Source organism: Salibacterium lacus (genome assembly GCF_042684865.1).
GTDB classification, from domain to species: Bacteria; Bacillota; Bacilli; order Bacillales; family Marinococcaceae; genus Salibacterium; species Salibacterium lacus.
In genome coordinates, this window is sequence record NZ_JBHUML010000005.1 from 162,534 (window position 1) to 185,577 (window position 23,044).

A 23,044-nucleotide genomic window follows, 5' to 3' on the forward strand; every position below is an offset into this window, starting at 1 on the left:
TACAATAAAGCCGGATGTCTATTTGATAGACATCCGGCTTTATGATGTATGCCGGGAACAGACGGTTTATTGGCTTTATGTTACGTTTATCCGTTCATTTCCCGGCTAAACGTAACCCGGATTCGTTCATGATGACGTTTAGGGGAGTGCGGAACCTTCTAAAGTGCCTCATGCAACATGCCCAACGACGTTTGAAAGCCTGCGTTACCCCCTAAAGTGCTTTATGGACTATTCCTCTCCCTTTTCACGCAGCGGCCAAAGCCCCGGGTTACGTTTATCCCTTCATTTCCCGGCTAAACGTAACTCGGATTCGTTCATGATGACGTTTAGGGGAATGCGGAACCTTCTAAAGTGCCTCATGCAACATGCCCAACGACGTTTGAAAGCCTGCGTTACCCCCTAAAGTGCTTTATGGACTATTCCTCTCCCTTTTCACGCAGCCGCCCGAGCCCCGGGTTACGTTTATCCCTTCATTTCCCGGCTAAACGTAACTCGGATTCGTTCATGATGACGTTTAGGGGAATGCGGAACCCTCTAAAGTGCTTTGGGAATCTTTCCTGATGACGTTTAGGGGGACGATGGATCCTCTGAAGTGCCTTATGACCCATTCCCAACAAACGTGCGTCCCCCTGCTTTCCACACAACCTGAAAGCAACAAACGCCTCCATTTTCTACATACCGCCGTACATCCGCTCTGCGTTCTTCTGCGTGCGCGCCGCCAGATCTGCTTCCTTTTCCCCTGTTATACCGGCAAGCGTCGTGATTACATCATGGAGCAGCTCCGGTGTGGTTTCCGTTCCGGCAAACGGGCCCTGGAACGGCCACGGACCGTCGGTTTCGACAAGCAGCTGGCCGGGCGGTACCACGGCCGCGAGCCGCTGGTCCCGTTCCCGGTAACAGACTTCGGGTGTGACCGACACCATATATCCTGCCTTCGTGATACGTGCCACTACGTCTTCCGGTGCTTTCAGCCAGTGAAAGTGGGCGGAGACAGACGGCGCTTCCCGGCGCAGAATCTCAAACACGATTGCTGCTTTGTCATGCACCGCGTGCAGCGCAGCCGGCAGTTTCAACTCCCGCGCGATAAGCAGGCACTCCACGAAAAATTCCTCATATGCTTCGAGCGGCGACAGCAGATACTCAAGCTCATAATGCGGCAGCCCGATTTCGCCGATGCAGGCGATGTGCTCCCGCTCGAGCTTCACGAGACGCTTCCACTCTTCCCACTCCGACGTCTCAGGCAGCGGCTGTTCCGGATGAAACCCGCACCCCGCCCTGACAAAATCCGGATAACGCTCCTTGATTTCGAGCGTCCTGTACGACGAGGCGAGGTCGTTGGACACCGCGGTTACCTGCTCCACACCGGCTTCGCGCCATCGTTTTATCCGTTCTTCCAGGTTATCGTACTGTTCCAAATGAATATGCGCATCAAACACGACTCCCGCCTCCTGTTTCTTTTTTATACTCCGTATTCCCTCTGCGGTCCACTGCAAACCCTTCCCGCTGTGTTTTTCACCGAAACAGAGAGGGTATCATTCCTCTGGCAGCACAACTTTCAACAGAGAGGCTGGAATCAATCATGACAACCACCCATACAGAAAAAAACGAACAAACCGAAGCCGGTGCCTACATAGACCGCGTGTATCAGCAGGTGGTCGAACGCAACCCGGGCGAAGATGAATTCCATCAGGCCGTGCGGGAGATTTTCGATGCGTTGGAACCTGTGTTTGAAGCCCATCCGATGTACAGGAAGGAAAATATTCTCGAGCGGATGGTCGAGCCGGAGCGGATGATCACCTTCCGTGTCCCGTGGGTCGACGATGAGGGGTCCGTGCACATCAGCCGCGGGTTCCGCGTGCAGTTCAACAGCGCCCTCGGGCCGTACAAAGGCGGCACACGCTTTCATCCATCGGTGAACGCCGGAACGATTAAATTTCTCGGATTCGAACAGATTTTGAAAAATGCTTTGACGGAGCAGCCGATCGGCGGCGGTAAGGGCGGGTCTGATTTTGATCCAAAAGGAAAATCGGACGCTGAAATCATGCGGTTCTGCCAGAGTTTTATAAATGAACTGCATCGCCATATCGGTCCGGATACCGACATTCCGGCCGGTGACATTGGTGTTGGTCCGAAGGAAATCGGCTATATGTTCGGTGAGTACAAAAAACTGCGCGGCCGCTTTGAATCCGGCGCTTTCACGGGCAAAGCGATCGAGCACGGCGGTATTCTCGGCCGCACGGAAGCTACCGGGTACGGCGCCGTTTATTTTATGAAAGAGATGCTGAAAGATTACGGGCAGTCGTTTGAGAATCAAACCGTCGTCGTGTCGGGTGCGGGTAACGTCTCGATCCACGCGATGGAAAAAGCGGCCGAGCTCGGCGCGCACGTCGTGGCGTGCAGTGATTCGCGCGGGTTCATTTACGACAAAAACGGCATAAATATCGAAACGGTGCGGGACGTGAAACAGAGGCAGGGAAACAGTTTGTCCGCCTACACCGCCTATCATCCGGATGCCGAGCATCACGACAATCCGTCCGCTATCTGGCAGACAGCCTGCGACATCGCCCTGCCCTGCGCGACGCAGAATGAAATCAGCGAAGAAGCAGCGAAGACGTTAACGGCGAACAACGTCAAAGCGGTCGGGGAAGGCGCGAATATGCCGTCCACCCTGCAGGCGATCCGCACGTTCCAGGAGGCGGGCGTCCTGTTTGCTCCGGCCAAAGCCGTCAACGCAGGCGGTGTCGCTGTATCCGCTCTCGAAATGGCCCAGAACAGCAGCCGTCTGGCATGGACCTTCCAGGAGGTCGACGACAAATTACAGGACATTATGAAAACCATCTACCAGAACAGCACCCAGGCCGCCCAGTCCTACGACCGTTCCGGCGACCTGGCCTCCGGCGCCAACATCGCCGGCTTCATCAAAACAGCCGACGCGATGATCAAGCAGGGGATCGTATAATAGAAATGTAAAAAAACGGAGCCCGGGCTCCGTTTTTTTGTATGCAGCTGCCGGCCTCGGCCCGTATTTTCTGGAATTCAGCATGTATTGCTGCGGGGTTGGCATGTATCGCGGCCGATTTGGCATGTATTCGACACTACTCCGCCTGTATACAGCACCATTTGGCTGGTAATGCGCTCCCGGCACCGACAGTTTTGTCTGTTATGCCGAACTACTTCGTGGATGTCTTTTCCTTTTATTATAGACGCACGGATGCAAAGAAAATATGAATAATTGGTTGAAATGCAGCGACTTCAGAGAAGTTGATTATCCATGAGATTCCTTACTTGTTTCCGGGTAAGAAGAGGAGCGTTTGGTCCATTTTAAGGATAAGAGATAAGTGAGAATTAATATCCCATAAATGGAGGATGTTATCAGATAAATGGTTTGATATGACGTCGCCGCCGCCACCACGCCAAGCACCAGGGATCCTCCCCCAATGCCAAGGTCAAAGAAGTTGAAAAATGAAGCCATCGCATTTTCATGTTCCCGATCCCCTACCAGATCCAAGCACCAGGTTTGGATAGCCGGGAAGATGGCGCCAAATCCAAATCCATAACACACCGCGGCAACGAGGATCACCACGGTATTGGTTGTGACATAGAGCATCGTTAATCCGGCCATGGCCAAGAGCGCCCCGGGTACGAGAATCACGGGGGGACCGTAGCGGTCGAACAATTTCCCCGATACGAGACGGACAAGGAAACCTGCGGCGGCAATTAAAAGGAAAAATACCCCCACATGAGAGAAATCATTTTCTTCCGCATAAACCGAAAAGAACGACATGATTCCTCCAGCGGCGAGACCAACCAGGAAAATCAGCAGGGCGGGAAACAACACCCGTTTTTCCACGAACGTAAAGGATACCTTTTCATGTTTTTCGCCTTGTTGAACGTCCGGATCCCGTTGAATAAAGAGAACCATAAGCATCGTAAGCAGCATGACAGCCATACCGCCGACAAACAGCCATTGAAATCCATACAGATTCAGGACACCGATCCCAATCATCGGACCCACGGAGATCGCAACAGTTTCCCCAACTCCAAAATAACCGATTCCTTCTCCGCGACGTTCCTTCGGGATGATTTCGGCAGCCATTGTCGTAAAGTAGGTGACGGTTAAGCCAAACCCTGCACCGTGGATCAGACGAATGGTTAACAAGGCATAGACCGTGTCGGCCAGATAATAGCCGCCGGTCGAAAGCGCCATGATCAGGAGTCCCAGCATCAGCAGCCATTTTTTATCCATTTGGGCTGCCAACATTCCGGCGAACGGCCGGACCAATATCGCAGAAAACATGAAAATCCCAGTAACCAACCCAATGTGGGCGGCGTTTCCTCCCAACGCATCTACAAACAACGGCAGGGTGGGAAGCAGCATTTCAAAGATCATAAACACGAGCGCATTAGCCAGAGTGACAACAATGAAAGAAATGGACCAGATTCGTTTTTGGGCGTTCATGATGTTCGCCTCCTTGTTGTTTTATTATAGGAATAAAGTCATAGTCATGGTTGCGTCGAACGAATACGTAAAACATCTTAAACCTTCCCCTTAGGGTAAGGTCAATATTGAAATAACAAATTTTCAGCTGAAAACAGGGACAAGTGATATTACGGCCATACAAACATTCAAAAACGGCTATCGGCTAAATACGGAGAGCAAAAAAAGCCGAACCCTGGACAACAGGGTTCGGCTTCTTCCTACTAAAGTTCTCACGTCCGATAAATGGGTGACTCATGAACCGGGAGTTGGATTTCAGTCAGATGATCGTTCTCATCGTGGGAAATATAATGGTCGACAATGGTTCGTTCGATCGCATCCCCCGCTAGATGCAGGTTATTTTCGCGGAGGTATTCGAATAACGTTTTGTAGTGTCGGGACGCCTGCTCGTGTTCGCCCCGATACAAAAGCGTCGCATACGTGCCCGCAGGAAAATGAGTGATCAGCTCATTGGGCGCCGTTTCCTTTTCGAGGTATAAAAAAATCGAGTTATAGGTGCTGGAATCTCCCTGCCGAAGGGCCTGCTGGTCGACCGTTAATCCTACGCCGCCGATAAAAATGGAGGAATGCAGGCGGGAGAGATTTTCTAATTTTCGAAGAGACAATTCAATCTCGTACTCTGATTGAATATCCTCCATCAACCGGACAATGGGCCGGTCGCCCATGGTTTTAAGCTGGACCACGCCCAGCTCCCCGGCCGTAACTTTTGTCGCTGCGTGAAGGTCATCCAGCCTGTGCTGAAAACGAAGCTGAATATTTTGGAGCTCCTGTATTTTCTGTTCGGTGGAAGCTTTTTGGGCTTCCAGCATACTGATCATGCGGTCAATACTTCGATGATCGAAATGATCTTTAATCGTTTTTAACGAAAAACCCATGTCTTTCAGATACTGGATGGTATTCAGCTGTTCAAATTGTTCCGTGGAATAATACCGGTAGCCGTTATCCGCATTCACCCAAATAGGTTTCAATAGACCCAGATCGTCATAATGGCGCAGGGTTTTGGTACTGACATGATGGATCTTGGCCATCTCTCCAATGGAAAACATGTTTTGCAACGAGCACCCTCTCCTTTGCTGCTATGCCGGGATCAGTAGAAAAATCATCATTGCCCCCGGCTTGTATAGATTGTGGTTGAAAGCAATACTGAAAGCATTTCCCCGTGTGATTTCCCGGGTCCTTTTTAACCCTGCATGCAGCTTTTATATCTATTTTTGAAAAATAATCCTGTCGAACAAGCAATAACACCAGTCAATTTTCTATCTTTTGGCAACGTAAGAAGATGGTTCATGATAGAACAATTCATGAAGAAATTCACGGCAGCCACGGCCAGGCCATGTTGTTTGACGAAAAAAGATGACTTCTCTACAATGTTGTTTCAGAAATGATGGAATTGGTTTTCAGATTACTCATGTCCATCATCCAATCATAAGAAAGGAGGGAAATCAATATGACTATCCATCACATCGGTACGTTGTTTTTGCGTATCGTTTTAGGCGTGATATTTTTTGTCCATGGATGGGATAAATTCCAATCCGGTATAGGAAACACGGTTGGCTTTTTTGAAAGTGTGGGCCTCCCAGGTTTCTCCGCTTATGTCGTGGCAATTATTGAACTTATTGGTGGAATCGCCATGATTTTGGGACTGGGTACCAGAATTATCGCCATTTTATTTATTCTTATTATGGCCGGGGCCATTGTTACCGTGAAGGGGCCGGCCGGTTTTATCGATGGCTATGAGTTAGACCTTGCGCTGCTGGGAATGTCCGTGTATATCGCTTTAGCCTTGCCCGCGCCTTTGTCACTAGACCGTTTTATTTTCTCAAAGCAGCCAACCACAAAGAATCATCCAGCATAAAAAACGTTTCTTCACCAAAAGAACGGTTTAGTTTCGGATAGCCACGTTGGTCCGCAAGAAGTCCAGGTCTTAGAACGCCTGGTCGAGGATCGTCATTATGGTAAGCAGCTATTTATAAAGATTATACGGTAGATGAAAGTATAAAACGAAAGCGTTGGGTTTTCTGCCTTTCCATCACATCCTGTGCGTTGTTTCTGCAAAAGTTGGCAGAAACAACGCTTTTTTGTCCTTCATCCTTCAAATTCTGCGGGGTTGGCATATATCGCGGCGGACTTGGCACGTATTCGACACTACTCCGCTTGTATATAACACCATTTGGCTTGTATCACGTGCTGCGTCCGGTCCTATTTCCCTTTGAACTTCATAGACATATACATCTGCCAGATGACGACAGCCATAAACAAAACCGGGTACAGTACAGGAGGCGGGCCCAAAAAGAAAACAATAATATGCGGCACGTTAAACAGCACAGATAATCCCATGACGACAGCACTTCGTTTCACCCACGCAATAAAGAATAGAATCAATGCAACAGACAGCAGGACCCAGAGATAAATAACATAATAGTTATAGAAAAATAGATCGAGCGGTCCGCCCGGTTCCACCTCCAGCATAAAAAGACCTCCTGATATATTGGCGAAGTGCTGCCGGCCCGTGGTGCGTATTTTCTAACATTCGGCATGTAAGTCTGCGAGTTTGGCATGTATCGCGGCCGATTCGGCATGTATTCGACACTACTCCGCTTGTATGCAGCACCATTTGGCCGGTAACGCGCCCCCGCAAAGAAAAAACGTGTCCAGCCCTTAAAATGACAGTGTAGAACATTTCATGCCGCCTACCACTTGGAGTCCTCTATAGCAGAATAGCGCCGATTTTGGGGCTCGGTTTCCTGTTTTGGCAGAGGGTCAGGTTCCGGCAGCAATACGTGCAGCGTGAACATGAACGGCACGGAGAAAAAGGCATGGCGGAAAATGCTGATTGTTTCAATATTGTTATGTACGCCCATGAAGTCATAATAGTCGTACCAGACTAATGGAAGCATGACGACAGTTGTGAATAAGATGCCTTGAAACCATTTACTTTTGGGAAGAGTAAAACAATAAAAAGCAACAGGAAAAATCCACATAATATAGGCTAAGAGAGCGTCTCCCCGCACAATAAGACCTTCCTCATAAGAACCGCCGAGATGGGATTGGTAGTAATGATGTAAAGTTGGCAGGATATTGTCCAGCAGTACTTGAAGAAGAAAACCAAGAAATACGATTCCCGCAATACGAACCGTCATCGAATCCGGGTATTCTACAGGTTTCAGGCTGCTTCGTTTCATGCTATACCTCCCTCTTTGTAATCTGTATACGTGATTAGTGGTACATTCATCGCACCACGGATTTGTAGGTTCTGTCTTTTTATAAGGCTGTTTTCTCAAAGATTGTTGTTTTATTAAATATTTTGCTACTCTTCATTTTTTTGTTAAAATTAGTATATAATTGAACAAGATAGTTACGTTGGGGGATGCGTGTTATGAATAACTCTGATGGATATACGAAATTTCAAGTAGGCTTTCATATCTTTATAGTCCTAATTGCTTTAGGTATCATTGCTTCTTATGCACTGAATGATTTTCAAGTTTCTTATGTCATAATTGGTTCCGTTATAGCAATTGGTAGTATATATCAGCTTTATAAGTTGATTAAGAATACTAAGTCTGTAAATGAGAAAAGCGATTAAATTGCTATTTTTAACCGGCTTCTTCATGGCGTATTAGTCATATCGTTGAATGTTCTACCGTAATCCTTGCGTAGATAGCGTTGTCGAGAATGATACTTACCATTACGCTTAACAGAAATACTCCCGCAATGAACACAAGCCACTCCAGAAGCAAATCGTGCCTCATGAATGGTTTTGAGTCGTTTTGTGATTTTGTCTGGTCTTCCGGAAACAAGCCCCGCTTCATTGCATCAAATAAAGCTGCCTGCTCCGTTTTCGTTAATCCGCTGAACCCTCCATATACATCTTTCCACATACGGACATCCGGTGTTTCTTTCATTATCTGGTGCATTTCTGTTACAATAATTGTCATGAGAAGGTCTCTTTTCGCTTTGTATTTGCTTCCTAGGCATACATCGATGATAGAGGACCTTCTCTTTTTTTCCAATCATCAGCCTTCGTCGTTACCGAGAACTATTTTACACATACTATTGTTATTTCGGATTTCCTATAAATTGGAACAGGAAAACTCATATGAATGGAACCAGGATTGTTTCATAGAATGGGTACAAAAGGAGGGGACAACCTATGTCGCAAATACGACCACTTCTTGATGTACCCCGCTTTCTCACGGCCTTTGTTTTTATCGTTTCCGGTTGCATGAAACTCCTTAACCCCGGCATGCTGAGCGGAATGGAGCTTCCGTTTCCAACCGCCGTCATGACCGCTGCCGCGTGGGTGGAAATCGGATGCGGAGTCCTTCTCGTACTCAACAAACATGTGAAAAATGCCTGTATACTGCTGCTGGTGATTATCCTGGGAGCTATTATTCTGACAAAAGTCCCTTTGATCGAATCCGGTTTTCTCCTTTTTTTATTTGAAGCCCGTCTCGATATCGTGATGCTCAGCCTTCTTGTGCTGCTCTTCTATAAACATCCGGGATGAGGCCCTATAAAACATAGGACTTTTCATAAAACACCTTTCCCTCTTCATCAATGTGCGCCTTCAGTGCAGATTCTACGATCATCTCATAATGAAGAACATCGACATAATAAGGGATTGGGATCTCTTCATTTAATACCGTACTCAACCTCCCTCTCACCTTTTCTGTCACCGCTTCGCCTGCCACAGCCAAATCAATATCCGATCCTTTTCTGTAATAGCCCATCGCACGGCTCCCGAATATATAAACGGTTTCTATTTCAGGGAACTGATGCAGGGCATTCTGAATAAGATTATAACTTTTGTCTGTAATGCCGAACGAATTATTCATCATATTTCTCCTTCAACATTCGAAAGGTTTGAGTAATAGCAGGCGAAAATTCATTTTTAATTTTTTCTACAGCTAAATAAAATCGTTCTTCATTATACGTATGTGCCAGAATATTTCTGCTTTCCAGCATTTCCAGCCAAATTTCACCGTTATCTATCAGATTATATTGATAAGCCGTTTTCAGTACATCTCTAGGAAATGGAACGTCTACTCCCTGGGCTTCCAAAAAGTCCTTCAGTGTTTTCCAGGCTAATTCAAATGTATATTCGAACCGTTGAATCATGCCTTCCTTCTCCAGAGTGCTTAACGCGGGGTACTGTTCTACTGCCTCCATAAGTGTGCGATAAGCCCTGCTGAAATTTTCGAAACGCTGGCGCCATCTTACGTCCTTTCCTCTCATCATCATTCTCCTTCACGTATTTCTGTTTCTTTAATTATAGATGAAATACCGTACAGAAAAAACGCCCTCTTCCGGATGGAACGGAAAAGGGGCGTTCTCGTGCTGCTTTTCTACAAACATCCGGCGTGAGAGAGGTCAAACCGTCGTTCTTAAAGACACTACAGCACAAAAACAGAGCATTAGTGGGTTCGAACGGACCCTGGAGAGCTCTATCGACACCTGATCACGTGATAGTGTCTTTAAGAAGAAAAGTGGTGGACGTTACGAACCTTATTTCGATCACCTACTGGCCACACAACCGGCGCTGGGTGCCAAAACGCCGCTGCCCGGCTATAAAAAACCGCCCCTGTCTGCAATGCAGAACGGAGCGGTTTTTAGTTAGTCCATCACTTTGACAATGTCGTTCGTGAAGGCAACGGGATCTTCGACCGGCATGCCTTCAATGAGCAGGGCCTGGTTGTACAAGAGGTTCGTGTAAAGCTCCAGTTTGTTCTCGTCGTTATCGTACGCGTCTTTCAGCGACTGGTAAATGTCGTGGTTGACGTTGATTTCCAGCACTTTGTTCGCTTTAATGTTCTGATTGTCCGGCATCTGCTGCAGGATTTTCTCCATCTCGATGGAGATTTCGCCGTCGGCAGCGAGACAGACCGGATGACTCTTCAGGCGCTTGGACGCGCGTACGTCACTCACCTTGCCGTCGAGCTGGTTTTTAATCGCTTCGAACAAGTCTTTGTTTTCTTCCTGTTCGTTCTTTTCCTGCTCTTCTTCTTCCTCATCCTCAATACCGAGATCGCCGCTTGCCACAGATTTGAATTCTTTATCTTCATAAGATGACAGCATTCTAATGGCGAATTCGTCGATGTCTTCGGTGAAGTAGAGGATTTCATAGCCTTTGTCGCGGACCATTTCCGTCTGCGGCAGCTTTTCAATGCGGTCAACCGAGTCGCCGCTCGCGTAATAAATGTACTGCTGGTCTTCTTTCATGCGCTCCACGTATTCGGCGAGACTGACCATTTTCTGTTCCTTCGAAGAATAGAACAGCAGCAGGTCTTTCAAGTCATCCGTGTGGCTGCCGTAGTCCATCTGCATACCGAATTTCAGCTGACGGCCGAACGATTGGTAAAAGGTCTCGTAGTTTTCGCGTTCATTTTTCAGCATGCTCTGCAGCTGATTGCGGATTTTGCTTTTAATGTTTTTCGCGATCAAACGGAGCTGGCGGTCATGCTGGAGCATTTCCCGGGAAATATTCAGGGAAAGATCCTCTGAATCCACGATGCCTTTGACGAAACTGAAATAATCCGGCAGCAGATCGGCGCATTTTTCCATGATGAGAACACCGTTGGAATAGAGCTCCAGCCCTTTTTCAAACTCGGCGGAGTAATAATCAAACGGCGGCTGCTCCGGAATAAACAGAACGGCCTGATAGCGGACCTGGCCGTCGATGTCCAGGTGGACATGTTTCAACGGCTTGTCGAAACCATAGCGGCGTTCCTGGTAAAACGCTTCGTAATCCTCATCCGACAGCTCGTCCCGGTTTTTCTTCCAGAGCGGAATCATGCTGTTGATGGCTTTTTCTTCGGTTACTTCAACGGTTTCTTCTTCATTGTCTTCCTTCGGCTGCTGCTCCGTCACGTCCATCAGAATCGGATAGCGGATGTAGTCCGAATATTTTTTGATGATCGACTGCAGGTGACTTTCATCCAGGTATTCTTCGTAACTTTCTTCTTCGCCGCTTTCCTTCACTTTAATGTAAATCTCGGTGCCGTGGTTTTCTTTTTCGGCCGGTTCAATCGTGTAACCTTCCGCACCGTTGGATTCCCATTTGAACGCTTCCTGGCTGTCGGCGGATTTCGTGTACACGGTTACGTTATCGGCAACCATGAACGCGGAATAGAATCCGACACCGAACTGACCGATGATGTCATGGCCGTCTTCGATTTCATTTTCGTTTTTGAACGCAAGCGACCCGCTTTTCGCGATCGTACCGAGGTTTTCCTCGAGCTCTTCGCGGGTCATGCCGACGCCGGTATCCTCGATTTTCAGGATACGGTTGTCCGCATCGGTGCTCACTTTAATGTAGAAATCATCCGGGTTGAACGTGATCGAGTCATCGGTGAGTGCTTTGTAGTACATTTTGTCAATCGCGTCACTGGCGTTGGAGATTAGTTCCCGCATGAAAATTTCTTTCTGGGAATAAATCGAGTTGATCATGATATCGAGCAATCGTTTCGATTCGGCTTCAAACTGCTTGGTTGCGGTCATGCTTTGTTCCCTCCTGACAACTTTCGTCAATTTTTTAGCACTCTTTCCTTACGAGTGCTAATTCATCCAATTTATATTGTAACGATTCACACGGACATGTCAAGCTGAACAGTCAGCGTCAGAATATTAACATAAATATAATTATTTCTTCACACTGCCTTTATGTTCCCCTATTACAATGGAAGATGATTATACATAAGAGGGTGGGAATGATTATGAAAAAGTCAGTAAGTGCGCTGCTTGGTACAGGACTGCTGTTCAGTGCGGTCCTTCCGTATCAGGCTGCGGCGGAGCAGCCTCCGTTCATGCAGTACGGGGATCAGGAGCTTGATGTATCACAGATTGCGCAGTATGACAGTATGGCTGGTGAAGGCGGAACCGAAATTATGGTGTACGATACGGAATCCGAAAAGTCATTTGTTACAAACGGAGCCGAAACCAGCATCGACATCGTCCATCTCAGCAGCCTCGGGGAACAGAATTATCAGCATCTGGAAACGTCTAAGCGCGTGGCGATGAGTGATTTCGGACTGGAAAATATATCGAATATCACAAGCATCGCCTCTCATCCGTCCGAAGATCTAATTGCCGCTGCGGTGGTGAGTGATCCAAAAACCGATCCCGGACACGTTGTGTTTTTAACAAAAAACGGGGAGTATGTTCATGACGTACAGGTCGGCGCCCAGCCGGATATGGTCACGTTCACCCCGGATGGTACAAAAGCACTCACAGCCGATGAAGGCGAACCGGCTTCGGATTACAGTGTAGATCCAGAAGGTTCCATTTCCATGATTGATGTGGCGGATGGTGCTGTCGAAGCCGGTGGGCTGGAGGCGCAGACACTTACTTTCTCCGAAGACATGCTCGATGAGAAGGTAAGAACCGGTTCCCGCGGCACAGTGCTGCAGCAGCTGGAACCGGAATACGTCAGCGTTACCGACGACAGCAGTACCGCTTATGCCGCACTGCAGGAGAATAATGCCATAGCTGAAATCAACCTGGAAACCGCTGAAATCGAACACGTGCAGGGTCTTGGTGTCAAAGACCATTCCGTGGAAGGAAATGAACTGGACGGCGCGAATAACGGCCGTACAGAAATTGAAAAACTGCCGCTGCTCGGCCTTTATATGCCGGACGCGATTGATACGTACACCGTAGACGGCCAGTCGTATATCGTCACTCCGAACGAAGGCGACGCCCGCGATTATGACGCTTATTCTGAGGAAACAGACATTGCTGATATCACGGATAATGTGGACTTGAACGCGGACCATTACGAAGGGTACACCCAGGAAGAACTGGATGCTGTCGTTGACGACGGTATTCTTGAAAAAATGGGAGAAACCGTCATTACAAATGAAAACGGGCAGGTAGACGGCACGTATGAAGCGATTTACTCCTACGGCGGACGCAGCTTCTCCATTTTCAACGCCGATACAATGGAACTGGTGTATGACAGCGGTTCGACGATGGAAGATATCACCGCCGAAGCCATGCCTGAACATTTCAACACGGACAATGACGAGATACAGTATGACGGACGCAGTGACGCCAAAGGTCCGGAACCGGAAACGTCGGTAATCGGCGAAATCAACGGCACCACCTACGCTTTCACTGCCCTGGAGCGCTTCAGCGGCGTAATGGTGTATGATGTGACCAATCCGGCGCAAGCTTCCTTTGTCACCATGATCTCCAGCCGTGACTTCACGCAGGATGTTGCCGGGGATGTGGCACCGGAAGGTCTTGCTTTCATCCATGCTGATGACAGCCCGACCGGCAATGCCGTGCTCGGCGCGACCCATGAAATGACAGGCACCGTCGCTTTTTATGAATTCACCGCAGCCCCGGGTGAAGATAACAATGAAGACAGCAATGAAGAGGGCAGTGAAGAAAATGACCAGGTATTCAAGGATGTAAGCAGGGATTACTGGGCGCAGCCGTACATCCAGAACCTTCATGACGCAGGAATCGTTCAGGGCCGTCCAGACGGCACATTTGGTTCTTCCGAGAACGTGACGAGAGCCCAGTTTGCCGTCATGCTGAGCCGGATGCTCGATCTCGATACAGCAGACAACGGGCAGGCATTTGAAAACGTTCCGGCATGGGCCGCGGACGAAGTAAATGCCCTGCACGAAGCTGGTATCACCACCGGCAGGGAAGACGGCAGCTTTGACCCGCAGGCTTCCATCACAAGAGAACAGATGGCCGCGATGGCAGTGCGCGCTTATGAACATGAGGAAGACAGTGCAGAAGCAGCCGATGTCTCCTATGAAGACAGCGAGAGCATCAGCCCCTACGCTCAAAACGCGGTCGAAAAAGCAGCCGCCCTCGAACTCATGACCGGCACTGAAGACAATCTTTTTCAGCCAAAAGAAGACAGCACCCGCGCGCATGCAGCCAAAGTCGTCTCCATGCTGCATGACTCGCTCGAGCAGTAAGCAGCTGCTCGTTCCCCTCACCATACAAAATCTCCCGGCTGTCTCCATGATAAGCCGGGAGATTTTTTGCTGCTGCAAACAGGCAGCACTACCCTTTTGATAGAAAGCATCTGTCCGTTGACCAGAACAAAATGAAACATTCCTGTTAACAATCCAACTACCGGAGAGATATAATGTAATAAATTCCTAATCAAGGAGGGCGTGTATTGAGTGCAACAGCAAAAAAGAGTTTTCTGATTCTATATTGGGTCATACTTACCTGCGGTGCCGCTTCCTATGCCCTTTTTTATCATCCTGACATGATCATCTTCAGCATCACCATCCTCCTATGCTGCAGCCTGAGCACGATGCTTATTGCCAATGCACTGAAAAACCGGAGGCTGCTTATACAAAGTATTATGTTACTCATCAGCCCTCTTCTTGTTTTAGGCGTGTGTGTGTTGATCACAGAGTTGTTTAATGTAGAACCACCGGATATGTATAAGTGACTACTGCTTTTATTTCCTCATGCTGGATGAAAATATAAAACTCCAGGGACGAGAAGAACTGCCCGGATCTGATGAACATAACATAAACGATGAGTAATGCGGACACCGCTGTACAGCTCCTCCAACTATAAGTATAAGGCCCCCTTTTCCTTCGCTGAAAAGAGGGCCTTTATTTTATCCATGCTGCAGCACTTTACGCACGAAGCCGTCCAGCCGCGACACATCGCTGATATTGCGGTTGCACTGCTCACTGTCGATGCAGATATGGTGACCGAGCGCCCGGTAAAATTCCGGATTGTCCGCATCCGTCTCATGCGTTTCAAAGGTGACGAGCATCACCGGTGCCAGTTCCCGGCAGAAATAGCAGTAATCCTGCCGTTTCGTCGGAGTGTAGCGCCCTTCCATCCCAACGATCTCCCCATCAAGATCGTAGACGATGAACTTTTTGCGGTGGCCCCCGTCATTCCAGCCAATGTACGTCCGGTGCGCAAAATCGACGTCCCCAAGATCCGGCATCTCCATTTTCTTATGATGCGGAAACAGACGGCCGATTTGTTCTTTATCAAGAAACGGAAAAGGCTCCACATAAGGCTGGAGCGACCCGATAAACGCCTCCACCCCAATGCTTGTCTCCACATCCGAAAGCGGATCAATCACATCCTCCTGCTCCTCTGTCAATACCGGCAGCGCCTGCTTCACATGCTCGGCGGCCTGCCCTTTCACAGCCTGCATCACCCCGGAATCTTCCACATCCCGGAAGCTCTGCTGAATATAGCGTCCCTGGTTCTTGATGAGATTCAAATGATGATTTCGAATGAAAGGTTCGGTCATTCCTTCGACTCCCTTCTGTTATCTTTGTGCTGCGTCCGGCTGTTCACTTTTTTATATGGTACCTTGTCCACACCTCCATCAGCAAGCCTAAGGACTTTACTCCGCCGCTGCGGCGCTTCTAAACGTCACAATCACCATCCTCCAGCCCGATTATAACTCTTACCATCCATCTAACACCCACAATCCCCATCATCTCACCTGATTGTGCACCTTACACGCTTTCTAACCATCACAATCCGGCTCCCAACCAGGAAAAGTAACCCTCAGCACCCGAATCGACCCACACCCAAACCATGCAACGAGAAAAAAAGCCGCCCCGGGGTTCCGGGACAGCTCATGGGTTACTGCATCATCTGTTTAACAATTCTTTTATTCTTGTCTTTGAAGCGTTCATTGTGGGACGAAATGAGTCCAGCAGCCGGCGCTTCCGGTTGTACGAACTGCTTCGCTTTGTTGACCGCATTCGCCGCATCCTGGAAGGCGCCCGCGATCAAGTTCAGCTTGCCGTCATGCTTCAGGATATCGCCGGCGGCATAAAGCCCGTCGACCGAGGCCTCGCCGTTTACCGTTCCGGCGACAAACATCTCGTCGGCCATCTCAATCGGGAGACGGCTGTTTTCAAGCAGTTCGGCATCGCGTTCAAAGCCGTGGTTCACGATCACATCGTCCACTTCGACTTCAACGACGTCGCCCGTTTCGTGATTGGTCAGCTCCACAACGTCGATCATTTCCTGATTGTCGTCGGCCTGCAGCCGGCTGATCGACGAATGGAAAAAGCATTCAGCCGAGCTTTCCAGCAGCTGCGACACCTGGGCTTCGTGCCCTTTCAGATCGCCTTTGCGATACGTCAGGTATACTTTTTCTGCCACCTGCTCCAGCTCGTTCGCCCAGTCCACCGCGGAGTTGCCGCCGCCTGAAATGATGACGGTTTTTCCTTTGAAGCGCTCGAGCGATTTAATTGTGTAATGGAGGTTGGAAATCTCGAACGTTTCCGCCCCTTCCACATCGAGCTTCTGCGGATTAAGTATTCCGCTGCCGACAGCGGTAATGACCGTTTTGGAATAATGTTTGCGCCCGGACGTCGTATGAAGCACGAAATGCCCGTGACGGTTTTTTGTCATCGACTCGACCTTCTCATTCATCACCGTCTCCGGGGAGAACGTCATCGCCTGCTCGACAAGCTGGTCCACAAGCTGGGCCCCCGGTGTCGGCAACAGACCGCCGACGTCCCATATCATTTTTTCAGGGTATACATGAACTTTCCCGCCAAGGTACGGCTGGTATTCGATGATTTTTGTCTTCATTTCGCGGAGCCCGCTGTAAAATGCGGAATACAGCCCGGCCGGTCCGCCTCCGATGATCGTCACGTCAAACAGTTCTTCCTCGTTCATGCGGTGACCCTCCTGATCCGTCTCTAACTTACTTTTCATTCTACCGCAATTGAAAATCATTATCAACACTGAATTTTAAAAAAACAGCGCCCGGTTACGGACACCTTCCACCGCAAAATGTCTCTAATATATCGTTACTGGACACTTCTACGAACAAAATGTCTATAAAATAAATATTACGTACACTTTGCGCCGTCGCACCCTGTAAAATGTCCATTATTTCTACATTACAGACACTTTCACCCGCAAAATGTCCGTAAACGCCAACGAAACCCCACAAAAAAGCGTGCTCCCCACTCAGGAGAACACGCCGATTTCCTACGCTTTATCCGGTCCGTCGTTTGATTCGCTGTACGCGTTTTCTTCTTCCGGTACATCCGACGGGGTCTGGGACGTGCCGTGGCCGCTGACCGCCTCCCACGTATCTTCCTTGTCATAACGGTCATCCTCATCCCCGCGTTCCGGGCTGACGGTCGAATCGAGCACTTCCTCTTCGGCCATTGCTGCATTATCTTCCAGTTCCGTGTCTGCGTGTTTCACGCACCGCAGCGTCTCCGGCACGAGTTCCAGCCGTTCATACGGAATTTCTTCTCCGGAAACTTCGCAGATGCCGTACGTTCCATTCTCCATCGCCGCAAGCGCACGGTCAATCTGCTCATTCTGCGCCTCGGCCTGCTTATTCAGCGCCGCATCGGTCTCACGTTCGGCCATCTCGGTCGCCTCATCGGCCGGATGATTGTCGATGTTCGACAGGTTTCCTTCCCCGTCTCCGCCGACCGCTTCACTATTCTCACCGCGCAGCACTTTATTGTTTTCTTCTTTTTGCTCGAGCAATTTGTTTTTCAATGTATGGAGTTGAGCTTCTGTAAGCATAAAACATCCTCCTCGTTTTCATCCTTCCCTTTTTCCATTCACAAATTCAGGCAAAACTAAACATAGGAGAAAAGGTCAAAGGAGAAACGGCTCCGCCTTTGGCCCGGCTCCCGGTAATTCTGCATCGATTCTCATTCAAACCGCGTCACGTGAACAAAAAAAGCCCGGAATGATGTGATTCCGGGAGTCTGTCAGAGCTTATGATATTTTGGGCACACTTTGCAGCAGGAGCGGCCGCCATCTGTTTCATAGACAAAGCAGCACGTCTGCCGGACACGGACGTCCGCGCCGCGCCGGTTTTCGAAGTTCGAGGTGTAGAACGGGCGCAGCGGGTTAAACGATGTATCAAACACCTCGCCGGGAGCCTCCTGCACAATGGAAGACAGATCCCGCTGCAGCTTCTCCGGAGCAGGGGCATCCTCCGCCGCATTCAGTTTCTTCTCATACAGCGAAAACACACGGATCGCGGTGTTTTCCCAGAGAATCGGCATCGGGACACGGCTCACCGCGTGCAGTGTACGCCAGATCGGCGTAAGGTGGCGGGCAAATACTTCCCGCAGCATATCTTCTTCTCTGGAAGCTTCCAGGGTGCCCCCTGGTTCAAAGACCGGGCTCCATTTTTCGGCGCTCCAGTCCGTCACAAGCTGCGATTCACCGAGTGTCACAAGCGGCTTTCGTCCCTCGAGCGTCATCGGGGAAAAAGCGGCCTGGACGACGAACCAGGCGTACCGCTTTGAGAACTGGGAAGCGGCTGTCAACAGCGACGGCGCCTGCATCTTCTGCTGTACTTTCTCCAGATAACGGCGGCAGGCTGCTTCGTCGGTCAATGTATGGGCGTGAAGAGTTTCATTCCGCTCGGACAGCAGAAACGGTTCCATTGGCATTGCGCCCCTTTCCGTGTGGGATCACCATCGGCGTGCCGAACAAAGGATCAGCTGCGACGTGGCAGTTCATCTGAAAGACGTGCTGCACGAGGGATTCCGTCATAATATCTTCCGGACGGCCCTCGGCATACACATCGCGGTCCTGCATCGCCACAAGATGGTGGGCATAGCGGCACGCCATATTCATATCGTGAAGGACCATCACAATCGTACGCCCTTCGGTTTCATTTAATTCGAACAACAAATCAAGCACATCCACCTGATGCGCCATATCGAGATATGTCGTCGGCTCATCAAGCAGCAGCGTATCGGACCCCTGTGCAAGCGTCATCGCGATCCAGGCGCGCTGCCGCTGCCCGCCGGACAACGCGTCCACCGGCTGGCCGCCGAGATCCTGCATGGATGTTGCCGTGAGCGCTTCCTGCACCATCTCTTCGTCCTGCGGCGACCACTGTTTCAGCCAGCCCTGATGGGGATACCTTCCCTGCCGCACAAGCTGTTCGACGGTTAGTCCTTCCGGTGCGGACGGCCCCTGCGGCAGAATGGACATTTTTTTCGCGACTTCCTTTGTTTTCAACTGGGAAATGCCGGCTCCGTCAAGCAGCACCGTTCCCTGCTGCGGCCGCAGGATACGCGCCATCGAGCGCAGCAGCGTCGATTTCCCGCAGCCGTTGCCTCCGATGAACACGGTAATTTTGCCCTCCGGCACGGTCACCGACAAGTTATCCAGAATCGGTGTATCTTCATACGAAAACGTCAATTCCTTTGCTTCCAGCGTCCCCATCCGGTACGCCTCCTTCCAGATCCATTTCCGTCACTCTACACACATGTATGTTCTGTTCCTATTGATAATGATAATGATTTTCACTCTTAAATACATTGTATCGATGAGCGGAGTGCCCGTCAATGACATTCCTTGAAAAGTGCATCTATTCTAAAATAGAAGACAATCCGCTCAAAAATGGTTTCGGTTCCGGTACAGGAGAAACAGGAAAAACGGAGCGCCCACCGCGGCGGTAAACACGCCGGCCGGCACATCAACCGGATAAAAGATCGTTCGGGCTGCAAGATCCGCCCCAAAAAGGAGCAGACCACCGACAAACGCCGAGGCGGCAATAACCGGTCCGAATGTGCGCCCGATCAGCGTCCTGGCTATGTGCGGCGCGATTAACCCGACAAATCCGATCGCACCCGCGGCAGCAACCGCCGCACCGGCAAGAACAACGCTGATAAAGAGCAGAATAAAGCGGTGGACCTGGATTCTTACACCGAGACCCGAAGCCGTGTCATCTCCGAACTGCTGCGCATTCAGGCTTCCGGCAAACAGAAGCGCCGCCGGAGTCAGCACCAGCACAACCGGAAGCATCGCAAAAATATCCTCCCACGACGCGCCGTAAATACTGCCGGTCAGCCACAGGTACGCCGAGGAGGCGGTAACCTTCGAACTGACAACGATCATAAAGGTCGTGAGCGCACTCATGACCGCCGCGATTCCGATGCCGATCAAGACGAGCCGGATTGGTGTCACGCCTTTTTTCCACGCAAGCGAATACGTGAGCGACGCGACAACGAGCGCCCCTGTGACCGCTGCACCCGGAAGCCAGCCGATGCTGACACTGCCGGAGGCGTACGTTAAAAACGCAACCGCCGCCACCGACGCTCCCCCAGTCACGCCGATAATATCGGGGGCAGCCAGCGGATTACGGACAACCCCCTGCAGCAGCGCCCCGGATACTCCGAGGGCCGCTCCGACAAGAATCGAGACAAGAGTACGTGGCAGCCTCGAATTCATGACAATAAATTCATTTGCCCCTTCTCCATCTCCGCCCATCGCGCGGATCACCTCAAGCGGGGACAGCATCGTATTGCCAAGCGACGGCCCAAGCATACAGGCGGCCACGGCCGCAAGAAACAGCAGCAGAAGTACCCGGTTCGTCCGCGTCTTCAGCGAAAAGGTACCAAGGGGAGCGTTTCCAAGCCGTTTCATACGCTGGACACCCCTTTTCTTGCGATGAATACAAAGAACGGCCCGCCGATGATGGCGGTCATCACTCCAATCGGTACTTCCTGCGGCATGATCAGAAGGCGTGCCACGACATCCGCCGCCGTCAGGAGCACCGCCCCAAGCAGAGCGGCATAGGGAAGCAGCCAGCGGTAATCGTTGCCGGCAAAAAAGCGGGCGATGTGCGGAATCACCAGGCCGATGAAACCGACCGCGCCGATAACAGCGACCGAACTGCCGGCAAGGAGTACAATCAACACACCCATGAACGCTTTCAGCGCAGCTACGTGCTGCCCCATGCCTTTAGCAATATCGTCCCCTGTCACAAGCAGGTTCACGGCTCTTCCGATCAGTAGACTTGCCGCAAGGGCTGTGATGATAAAGGGAAGGAGCGGCAGCAGCATCTCAAGCGTCCGTCCGCTCACGGAACCGGCGAGCCAGAACAGCACATCCTGCAGTCCCGCTTCATCGAGCACGAGAATCCCCTGGGTGTACGACTGAAACAACGCGCTGATCGCCGCCCCGGCCAGTACGATTTTTACCGGTGTGAGGCCGTCGCGCCCGATCGAACCGAGAAAATAGACAATAACCGCTGCCACAGCCGCTCCGGCGAAAGCGAGTCCCATTAAGGACAGAAGCGACGAGACGGAAAAGAACACAACACCGATGACGACCGTGAATATCGCGCCCTGGTTAATCCCGAAAATACTCGGAGAAGCGAGCGGATTTCTCGTAAGCGCCTGCATGAGCGCTCCCGACACCGCTAGCGACGCTCCAGTCACAGAAGCAATGACCGCACGCGGGAGCCGGTCCGACCGGACGACGATGTGTTCTGTCGAATCATCGTTATAAGACAGAAAAGACTGCGCCGCCTGTTCCATCGTAATAGGCGTCTGTCCAAACACCAGACTGGCCGCAAACGCCAGTAGAAGCCCCGTACAAAGGAGCAGTAACACAAAACCCTTTCTGTCTTGTAACACCGTCATCACACGTCATCCTTTTTTCTTCCTTACTCTTCTTCCACATCAAAGATATCGTACAGATCATCCACCATCCGGTTCGCTGCGATCACTCCGCCGCCGGCATTCCATGTCTCTTCTTTCACCATGTGCACCTGGTCATTCTGAACGGCTTCAAGCTCCTGCCAGAGCGGATGGCTGGTCCATTCTTCATACGTCTGTTCAATCTGCTCGGTCTCCGTTCCGGAATTGAAGTTAAAAATCACTTCCGCGTCGGCTTCCGGAATGCTTTCTTTAGAGGACAGCTTTATGCCCCATTCGTCCGGATTGGCGTGTCCTTCCGGCCGTTCAAATCCGGCATCGTCCAGCACCCGGCCGGCAAAGCCCATGTAGAAAATACGGGCATGGTCGGCGCGGAAATTCGTGATTGATGCTTCCATCGGAAGCTCGTCTCCCATTTTTTCCTTAAAGGTGTCGATACGCTCGTTGTAATCAGCCAGCAGCTGGTCGGCTTCGTCCTGCATGTTCAACGTCCGCCCCATCAAATCGAGCGTCTCTTTCCATTCGTACACTTCTTCTCCCACCACGGTCGGGGCAATGGCCGACAGGTCTTCATATATGTCTTCATGGCGCGTGATGGTCGAAATAATGACGTCCGGATCCATCTCGGCGATTTTCTCCAGGTTCGGCTGCGTTTCCTGCCCGACAATCTCGGTGCCTTCCAGGTCATCGCGTAAGTATTTATAAACCGGCTGCTCCGTCCACGACTCGACGATGCCGATCGGTTCTATGCCAAGCGCGGCCGCCGTGTCATTCGCCCCTTGATACAGCGTAACGACTTTCTCCGGTGTGCCTTCAATCTCTGTCTCCCCCATCGCGTGCTCCACGGTTCTCGTTTCTTCAGCGCCGGATCCGCCGTCCCCTTCACTGCTTGACGCCTCCTCTGACGTTTCATCCTCTTCGGTCCCGCAGGCTGCGGCCAGCAGCAGAAATAATAACGGAATCACCCGAATAATATTTTTCATGAATATCTCCCCTTGTTTAATTGATAATGATTTTCACTATTAACCGCATTGTATAATTGAAAATCATTCTCGTCAACAACATTCTGAAAAATATCGGCTGATGGCAGTGCGGGACGTGAGATGTCCGGGGGATTTCTATCAAAACACCCTCGTCCTGC

21 protein-coding genes and 1 pseudogene are annotated in these 23,044 nt (G+C 50.4%); 5 read left to right on the forward strand and 17 right to left on the reverse strand.

Annotated elements, in window-relative coordinates; translation table 11 throughout:
* Positions 1 to 671: 671 nt before the first annotated feature.
* Positions 672 to 1,436, reverse strand: a complete 765-nt coding sequence (locus ACFSUB_RS13880) for a TatD family hydrolase (RefSeq protein ID WP_380713861.1) — start codon at positions 1,434 to 1,436, stop codon at positions 672 to 674.
* Between the two features lie 143 nt (positions 1,437 to 1,579).
* Between ACFSUB_RS13880 and gdhA the strand changes: the two genes are divergently transcribed.
* Positions 1,580 to 2,959 carry an NADP-specific glutamate dehydrogenase gene (gdhA, locus tag ACFSUB_RS13885; protein WP_380713862.1) on the forward strand — a complete coding sequence of 460 codons (1,380 nt, stop codon included), beginning with the start codon at positions 1,580 to 1,582 and terminating at the stop codon, positions 2,957 to 2,959.
* Positions 2,960 to 3,265: 306 nt separating this feature from the next.
* Here the strand turns inward: gdhA and ACFSUB_RS13890 are convergent, their stop codons facing one another.
* Complete coding sequence (locus tag ACFSUB_RS13890; RefSeq protein ID WP_380713863.1) at positions 3,266 to 4,459, reverse strand: MFS transporter; 1,194 nt, start codon at positions 4,457 to 4,459, stop codon at positions 3,266 to 3,268.
* A gap of 251 nt (positions 4,460 to 4,710) precedes the next feature.
* Positions 4,711 to 5,544 carry a MerR family transcriptional regulator gene (locus ACFSUB_RS13895; protein WP_380714255.1) on the reverse strand — a complete coding sequence of 278 codons (834 nt, stop codon included), beginning with the start codon at positions 5,542 to 5,544 and terminating at the stop codon, positions 4,711 to 4,713.
* A 401-nt stretch (positions 5,545 to 5,945) separates the two neighbouring features.
* Between ACFSUB_RS13895 and ACFSUB_RS13900 the strand changes: the two genes are divergently transcribed.
* On the forward strand, positions 5,946 to 6,353 hold the full coding sequence (locus ACFSUB_RS13900) for a DoxX family protein (RefSeq protein ID WP_380713864.1): 408 nt from the start codon (positions 5,946 to 5,948) through the stop codon (positions 6,351 to 6,353).
* 344 nt (positions 6,354 to 6,697) lie between these two features.
* Here ACFSUB_RS13900 and ACFSUB_RS13905 read toward each other — a convergent pair whose 3' ends face one another.
* From ACFSUB_RS13905 to ACFSUB_RS13915, 3 genes and pseudogenes are all read right to left on the reverse strand, one after another.
* Complete coding sequence (locus tag ACFSUB_RS13905; protein WP_380713865.1) at positions 6,698 to 6,967, reverse strand: hypothetical protein; 270 nt, start codon at positions 6,965 to 6,967, stop codon at positions 6,698 to 6,700.
* Positions 6,968 to 7,188: 221 nt separating this feature from the next.
* On the reverse strand, positions 7,189 to 7,680 hold the full coding sequence (locus ACFSUB_RS13910; RefSeq protein ID WP_380713866.1) for a hypothetical protein: 492 nt from the start codon (positions 7,678 to 7,680) through the stop codon (positions 7,189 to 7,191).
* Between the two features lie 427 nt (positions 7,681 to 8,107).
* Positions 8,108 to 8,376 (reverse strand): annotated as a pseudogene (locus ACFSUB_RS13915) (transposase); the annotation flags it as partial.
* 272 nt (positions 8,377 to 8,648) lie between these two features.
* On the opposite strand from ACFSUB_RS13915, the gene ACFSUB_RS13920 reads away from it, so the two are divergent.
* The gene (locus ACFSUB_RS13920) at positions 8,649 to 9,005 is read left to right on the forward strand and encodes a DoxX family protein (protein ID WP_380713867.1); all 357 of its coding nucleotides are present in this window, start codon (positions 8,649 to 8,651) and stop codon (positions 9,003 to 9,005) included.
* A 4-nt stretch (positions 9,006 to 9,009) separates the two neighbouring features.
* Here the strand turns inward: ACFSUB_RS13920 and ACFSUB_RS13925 are convergent, their stop codons facing one another.
* From ACFSUB_RS13925 to htpG, 3 genes are all read right to left on the reverse strand, one after another.
* On the reverse strand, positions 9,010 to 9,336 hold the full coding sequence (locus ACFSUB_RS13925) for a nucleotidyltransferase domain-containing protein (RefSeq protein WP_380713868.1): 327 nt from the start codon (positions 9,334 to 9,336) through the stop codon (positions 9,010 to 9,012).
* A complete protein-coding gene (locus ACFSUB_RS13930) occupies positions 9,326 to 9,739 on the reverse strand; it encodes a nucleotidyltransferase substrate binding protein (RefSeq protein WP_380713869.1) in 414 nt (137 codons plus the stop codon). Before ACFSUB_RS13930 ends, ACFSUB_RS13925 begins: the two co-directional genes overlap by 11 nt.
* A gap of 372 nt (positions 9,740 to 10,111) precedes the next feature.
* A complete protein-coding gene (htpG, locus tag ACFSUB_RS13935; RefSeq protein ID WP_380713870.1) occupies positions 10,112 to 11,995 on the reverse strand; it encodes a molecular chaperone HtpG in 1,884 nt (627 codons plus the stop codon).
* A gap of 215 nt (positions 11,996 to 12,210) precedes the next feature.
* Between htpG and ACFSUB_RS13940 the strand changes: the two genes are divergently transcribed.
* Both ACFSUB_RS13940 and ACFSUB_RS13945 read left to right on the forward strand, forming a co-directional pair.
* The gene (locus tag ACFSUB_RS13940; protein WP_380713871.1) at positions 12,211 to 14,433 is read left to right on the forward strand and encodes a choice-of-anchor I family protein; all 2,223 of its coding nucleotides are present in this window, start codon (positions 12,211 to 12,213) and stop codon (positions 14,431 to 14,433) included.
* A gap of 206 nt (positions 14,434 to 14,639) precedes the next feature.
* Positions 14,640 to 14,921 (forward strand): hypothetical protein, encoded by a 282-nt coding sequence (locus tag ACFSUB_RS13945; protein WP_380713872.1) that lies wholly within the window; start codon positions 14,640 to 14,642, stop codon positions 14,919 to 14,921.
* A gap of 174 nt (positions 14,922 to 15,095) precedes the next feature.
* Here the strand turns inward: ACFSUB_RS13945 and ACFSUB_RS13950 are convergent, their stop codons facing one another.
* The 8 genes from ACFSUB_RS13950 to ACFSUB_RS13985 form a co-directional block, all read right to left on the reverse strand.
* The gene (locus tag ACFSUB_RS13950) at positions 15,096 to 15,752 is read right to left on the reverse strand and encodes a FusB/FusC family EF-G-binding protein (protein ID WP_380713873.1); all 657 of its coding nucleotides are present in this window, start codon (positions 15,750 to 15,752) and stop codon (positions 15,096 to 15,098) included.
* A gap of 341 nt (positions 15,753 to 16,093) precedes the next feature.
* Entirely contained in the window at positions 16,094 to 17,143 is a 1,050-nt protein-coding gene (locus ACFSUB_RS13955; RefSeq protein WP_380713874.1) for an NAD(P)/FAD-dependent oxidoreductase, read from the reverse strand.
* Between the two features lie 318 nt (positions 17,144 to 17,461).
* A complete protein-coding gene (locus tag ACFSUB_RS13960) occupies positions 17,462 to 18,016 on the reverse strand; it encodes a TraR/DksA C4-type zinc finger protein (RefSeq protein ID WP_380713875.1) in 555 nt (184 codons plus the stop codon).
* 191 nt (positions 18,017 to 18,207) lie between these two features.
* Positions 18,208 to 18,894 carry a hypothetical protein gene (locus ACFSUB_RS13965; RefSeq protein WP_380713876.1) on the reverse strand — a complete coding sequence of 229 codons (687 nt, stop codon included), beginning with the start codon at positions 18,892 to 18,894 and terminating at the stop codon, positions 18,208 to 18,210.
* Positions 18,863 to 19,684: an ABC transporter ATP-binding protein gene (locus tag ACFSUB_RS13970; protein ID WP_090928039.1), complete on the reverse strand. Its 822-nt coding sequence runs from the start codon at positions 19,682 to 19,684 to the stop codon at positions 18,863 to 18,865. The genes ACFSUB_RS13965 and ACFSUB_RS13970 overlap by 32 nt, the downstream gene beginning before the upstream one ends.
* A gap of 171 nt (positions 19,685 to 19,855) precedes the next feature.
* Positions 19,856 to 20,887, reverse strand: coding sequence for a FecCD family ABC transporter permease (locus ACFSUB_RS13975; RefSeq protein WP_380713877.1), 1,032 nt, complete (start codon positions 20,885 to 20,887; stop codon positions 19,856 to 19,858).
* Complete coding sequence (locus ACFSUB_RS13980; protein WP_380713878.1) at positions 20,884 to 21,888, reverse strand: FecCD family ABC transporter permease; 1,005 nt, start codon at positions 21,886 to 21,888, stop codon at positions 20,884 to 20,886. The genes ACFSUB_RS13975 and ACFSUB_RS13980 overlap by 4 nt, the downstream gene beginning before the upstream one ends.
* A gap of 23 nt (positions 21,889 to 21,911) precedes the next feature.
* Positions 21,912 to 22,886: an ABC transporter substrate-binding protein gene (locus ACFSUB_RS13985; RefSeq protein ID WP_380713879.1), complete on the reverse strand. Its 975-nt coding sequence runs from the start codon at positions 22,884 to 22,886 to the stop codon at positions 21,912 to 21,914.
* Between the last annotated feature and the right edge of the window lie 158 nt (positions 22,887 to 23,044).

Excerpts from the sequence above, each read along its gene's own strand:
- gdhA (WP_380713862.1), top strand. The coding sequence starts at position 1,580 with ATGACAACCACCCATACAGAAAAAAACGAACAAACCGAAGCCGGTGCC.
- ACFSUB_RS13890 (WP_380713863.1), bottom strand. The coding sequence starts at position 4,459 with ATGAACGCCCAAAAACGAATCTGGTCCATTTCTTTCATTGTTGTCACT.
- ACFSUB_RS13895 (WP_380714255.1), bottom strand. The coding sequence starts at position 5,544 with ATGTTTTCCATTGGAGAGATGGCCAAGATCCATCATGTCAGTACCAAA.
- ACFSUB_RS13900 (WP_380713864.1), top strand. The coding sequence starts at position 5,946 with ATGACTATCCATCACATCGGTACGTTGTTTTTGCGTATCGTTTTAGGC.
- ACFSUB_RS13905 (WP_380713865.1), bottom strand. The coding sequence starts at position 6,967 with ATGCTGGAGGTGGAACCGGGCGGACCGCTCGATCTATTTTTCTATAAC.
- ACFSUB_RS13910 (WP_380713866.1), bottom strand. The coding sequence starts at position 7,680 with ATGAAACGAAGCAGCCTGAAACCTGTAGAATACCCGGATTCGATGACG.
- ACFSUB_RS13920 (WP_380713867.1), top strand. The coding sequence starts at position 8,649 with ATGTCGCAAATACGACCACTTCTTGATGTACCCCGCTTTCTCACGGCC.
- ACFSUB_RS13925 (WP_380713868.1), bottom strand. The coding sequence starts at position 9,336 with ATGATGAATAATTCGTTCGGCATTACAGACAAAAGTTATAATCTTATT.
- ACFSUB_RS13930 (WP_380713869.1), bottom strand. The coding sequence starts at position 9,739 with ATGATGATGAGAGGAAAGGACGTAAGATGGCGCCAGCGTTTCGAAAAT.
- htpG (WP_380713870.1), bottom strand. The coding sequence starts at position 11,995 with ATGACCGCAACCAAGCAGTTTGAAGCCGAATCGAAACGATTGCTCGAT.
- ACFSUB_RS13940 (WP_380713871.1), top strand. The coding sequence starts at position 12,211 with ATGAAAAAGTCAGTAAGTGCGCTGCTTGGTACAGGACTGCTGTTCAGT.
- ACFSUB_RS13950 (WP_380713873.1), bottom strand. The coding sequence starts at position 15,752 with ATGACCGAACCTTTCATTCGAAATCATCATTTGAATCTCATCAAGAAC.
- ACFSUB_RS13955 (WP_380713874.1), bottom strand. The coding sequence starts at position 17,143 with ATGAACGAGGAAGAACTGTTTGACGTGACGATCATCGGAGGCGGACCG.
- ACFSUB_RS13960 (WP_380713875.1), bottom strand. The coding sequence starts at position 18,016 with ATGCTTACAGAAGCTCAACTCCATACATTGAAAAACAAATTGCTCGAG.
- ACFSUB_RS13965 (WP_380713876.1), bottom strand. The coding sequence starts at position 18,894 with ATGGAACCGTTTCTGCTGTCCGAGCGGAATGAAACTCTTCACGCCCAT.
- ACFSUB_RS13970 (WP_090928039.1), bottom strand. The coding sequence starts at position 19,684 with ATGGGGACGCTGGAAGCAAAGGAATTGACGTTTTCGTATGAAGATACA.
- ACFSUB_RS13975 (WP_380713877.1), bottom strand. The coding sequence starts at position 20,887 with ATGAAACGGCTTGGAAACGCTCCCCTTGGTACCTTTTCGCTGAAGACG.
- ACFSUB_RS13980 (WP_380713878.1), bottom strand. The coding sequence starts at position 21,888 with ATGACGGTGTTACAAGACAGAAAGGGTTTTGTGTTACTGCTCCTTTGT.
- ACFSUB_RS13985 (WP_380713879.1), bottom strand. The coding sequence starts at position 22,886 with ATGAAAAATATTATTCGGGTGATTCCGTTATTATTTCTGCTGCTGGCC.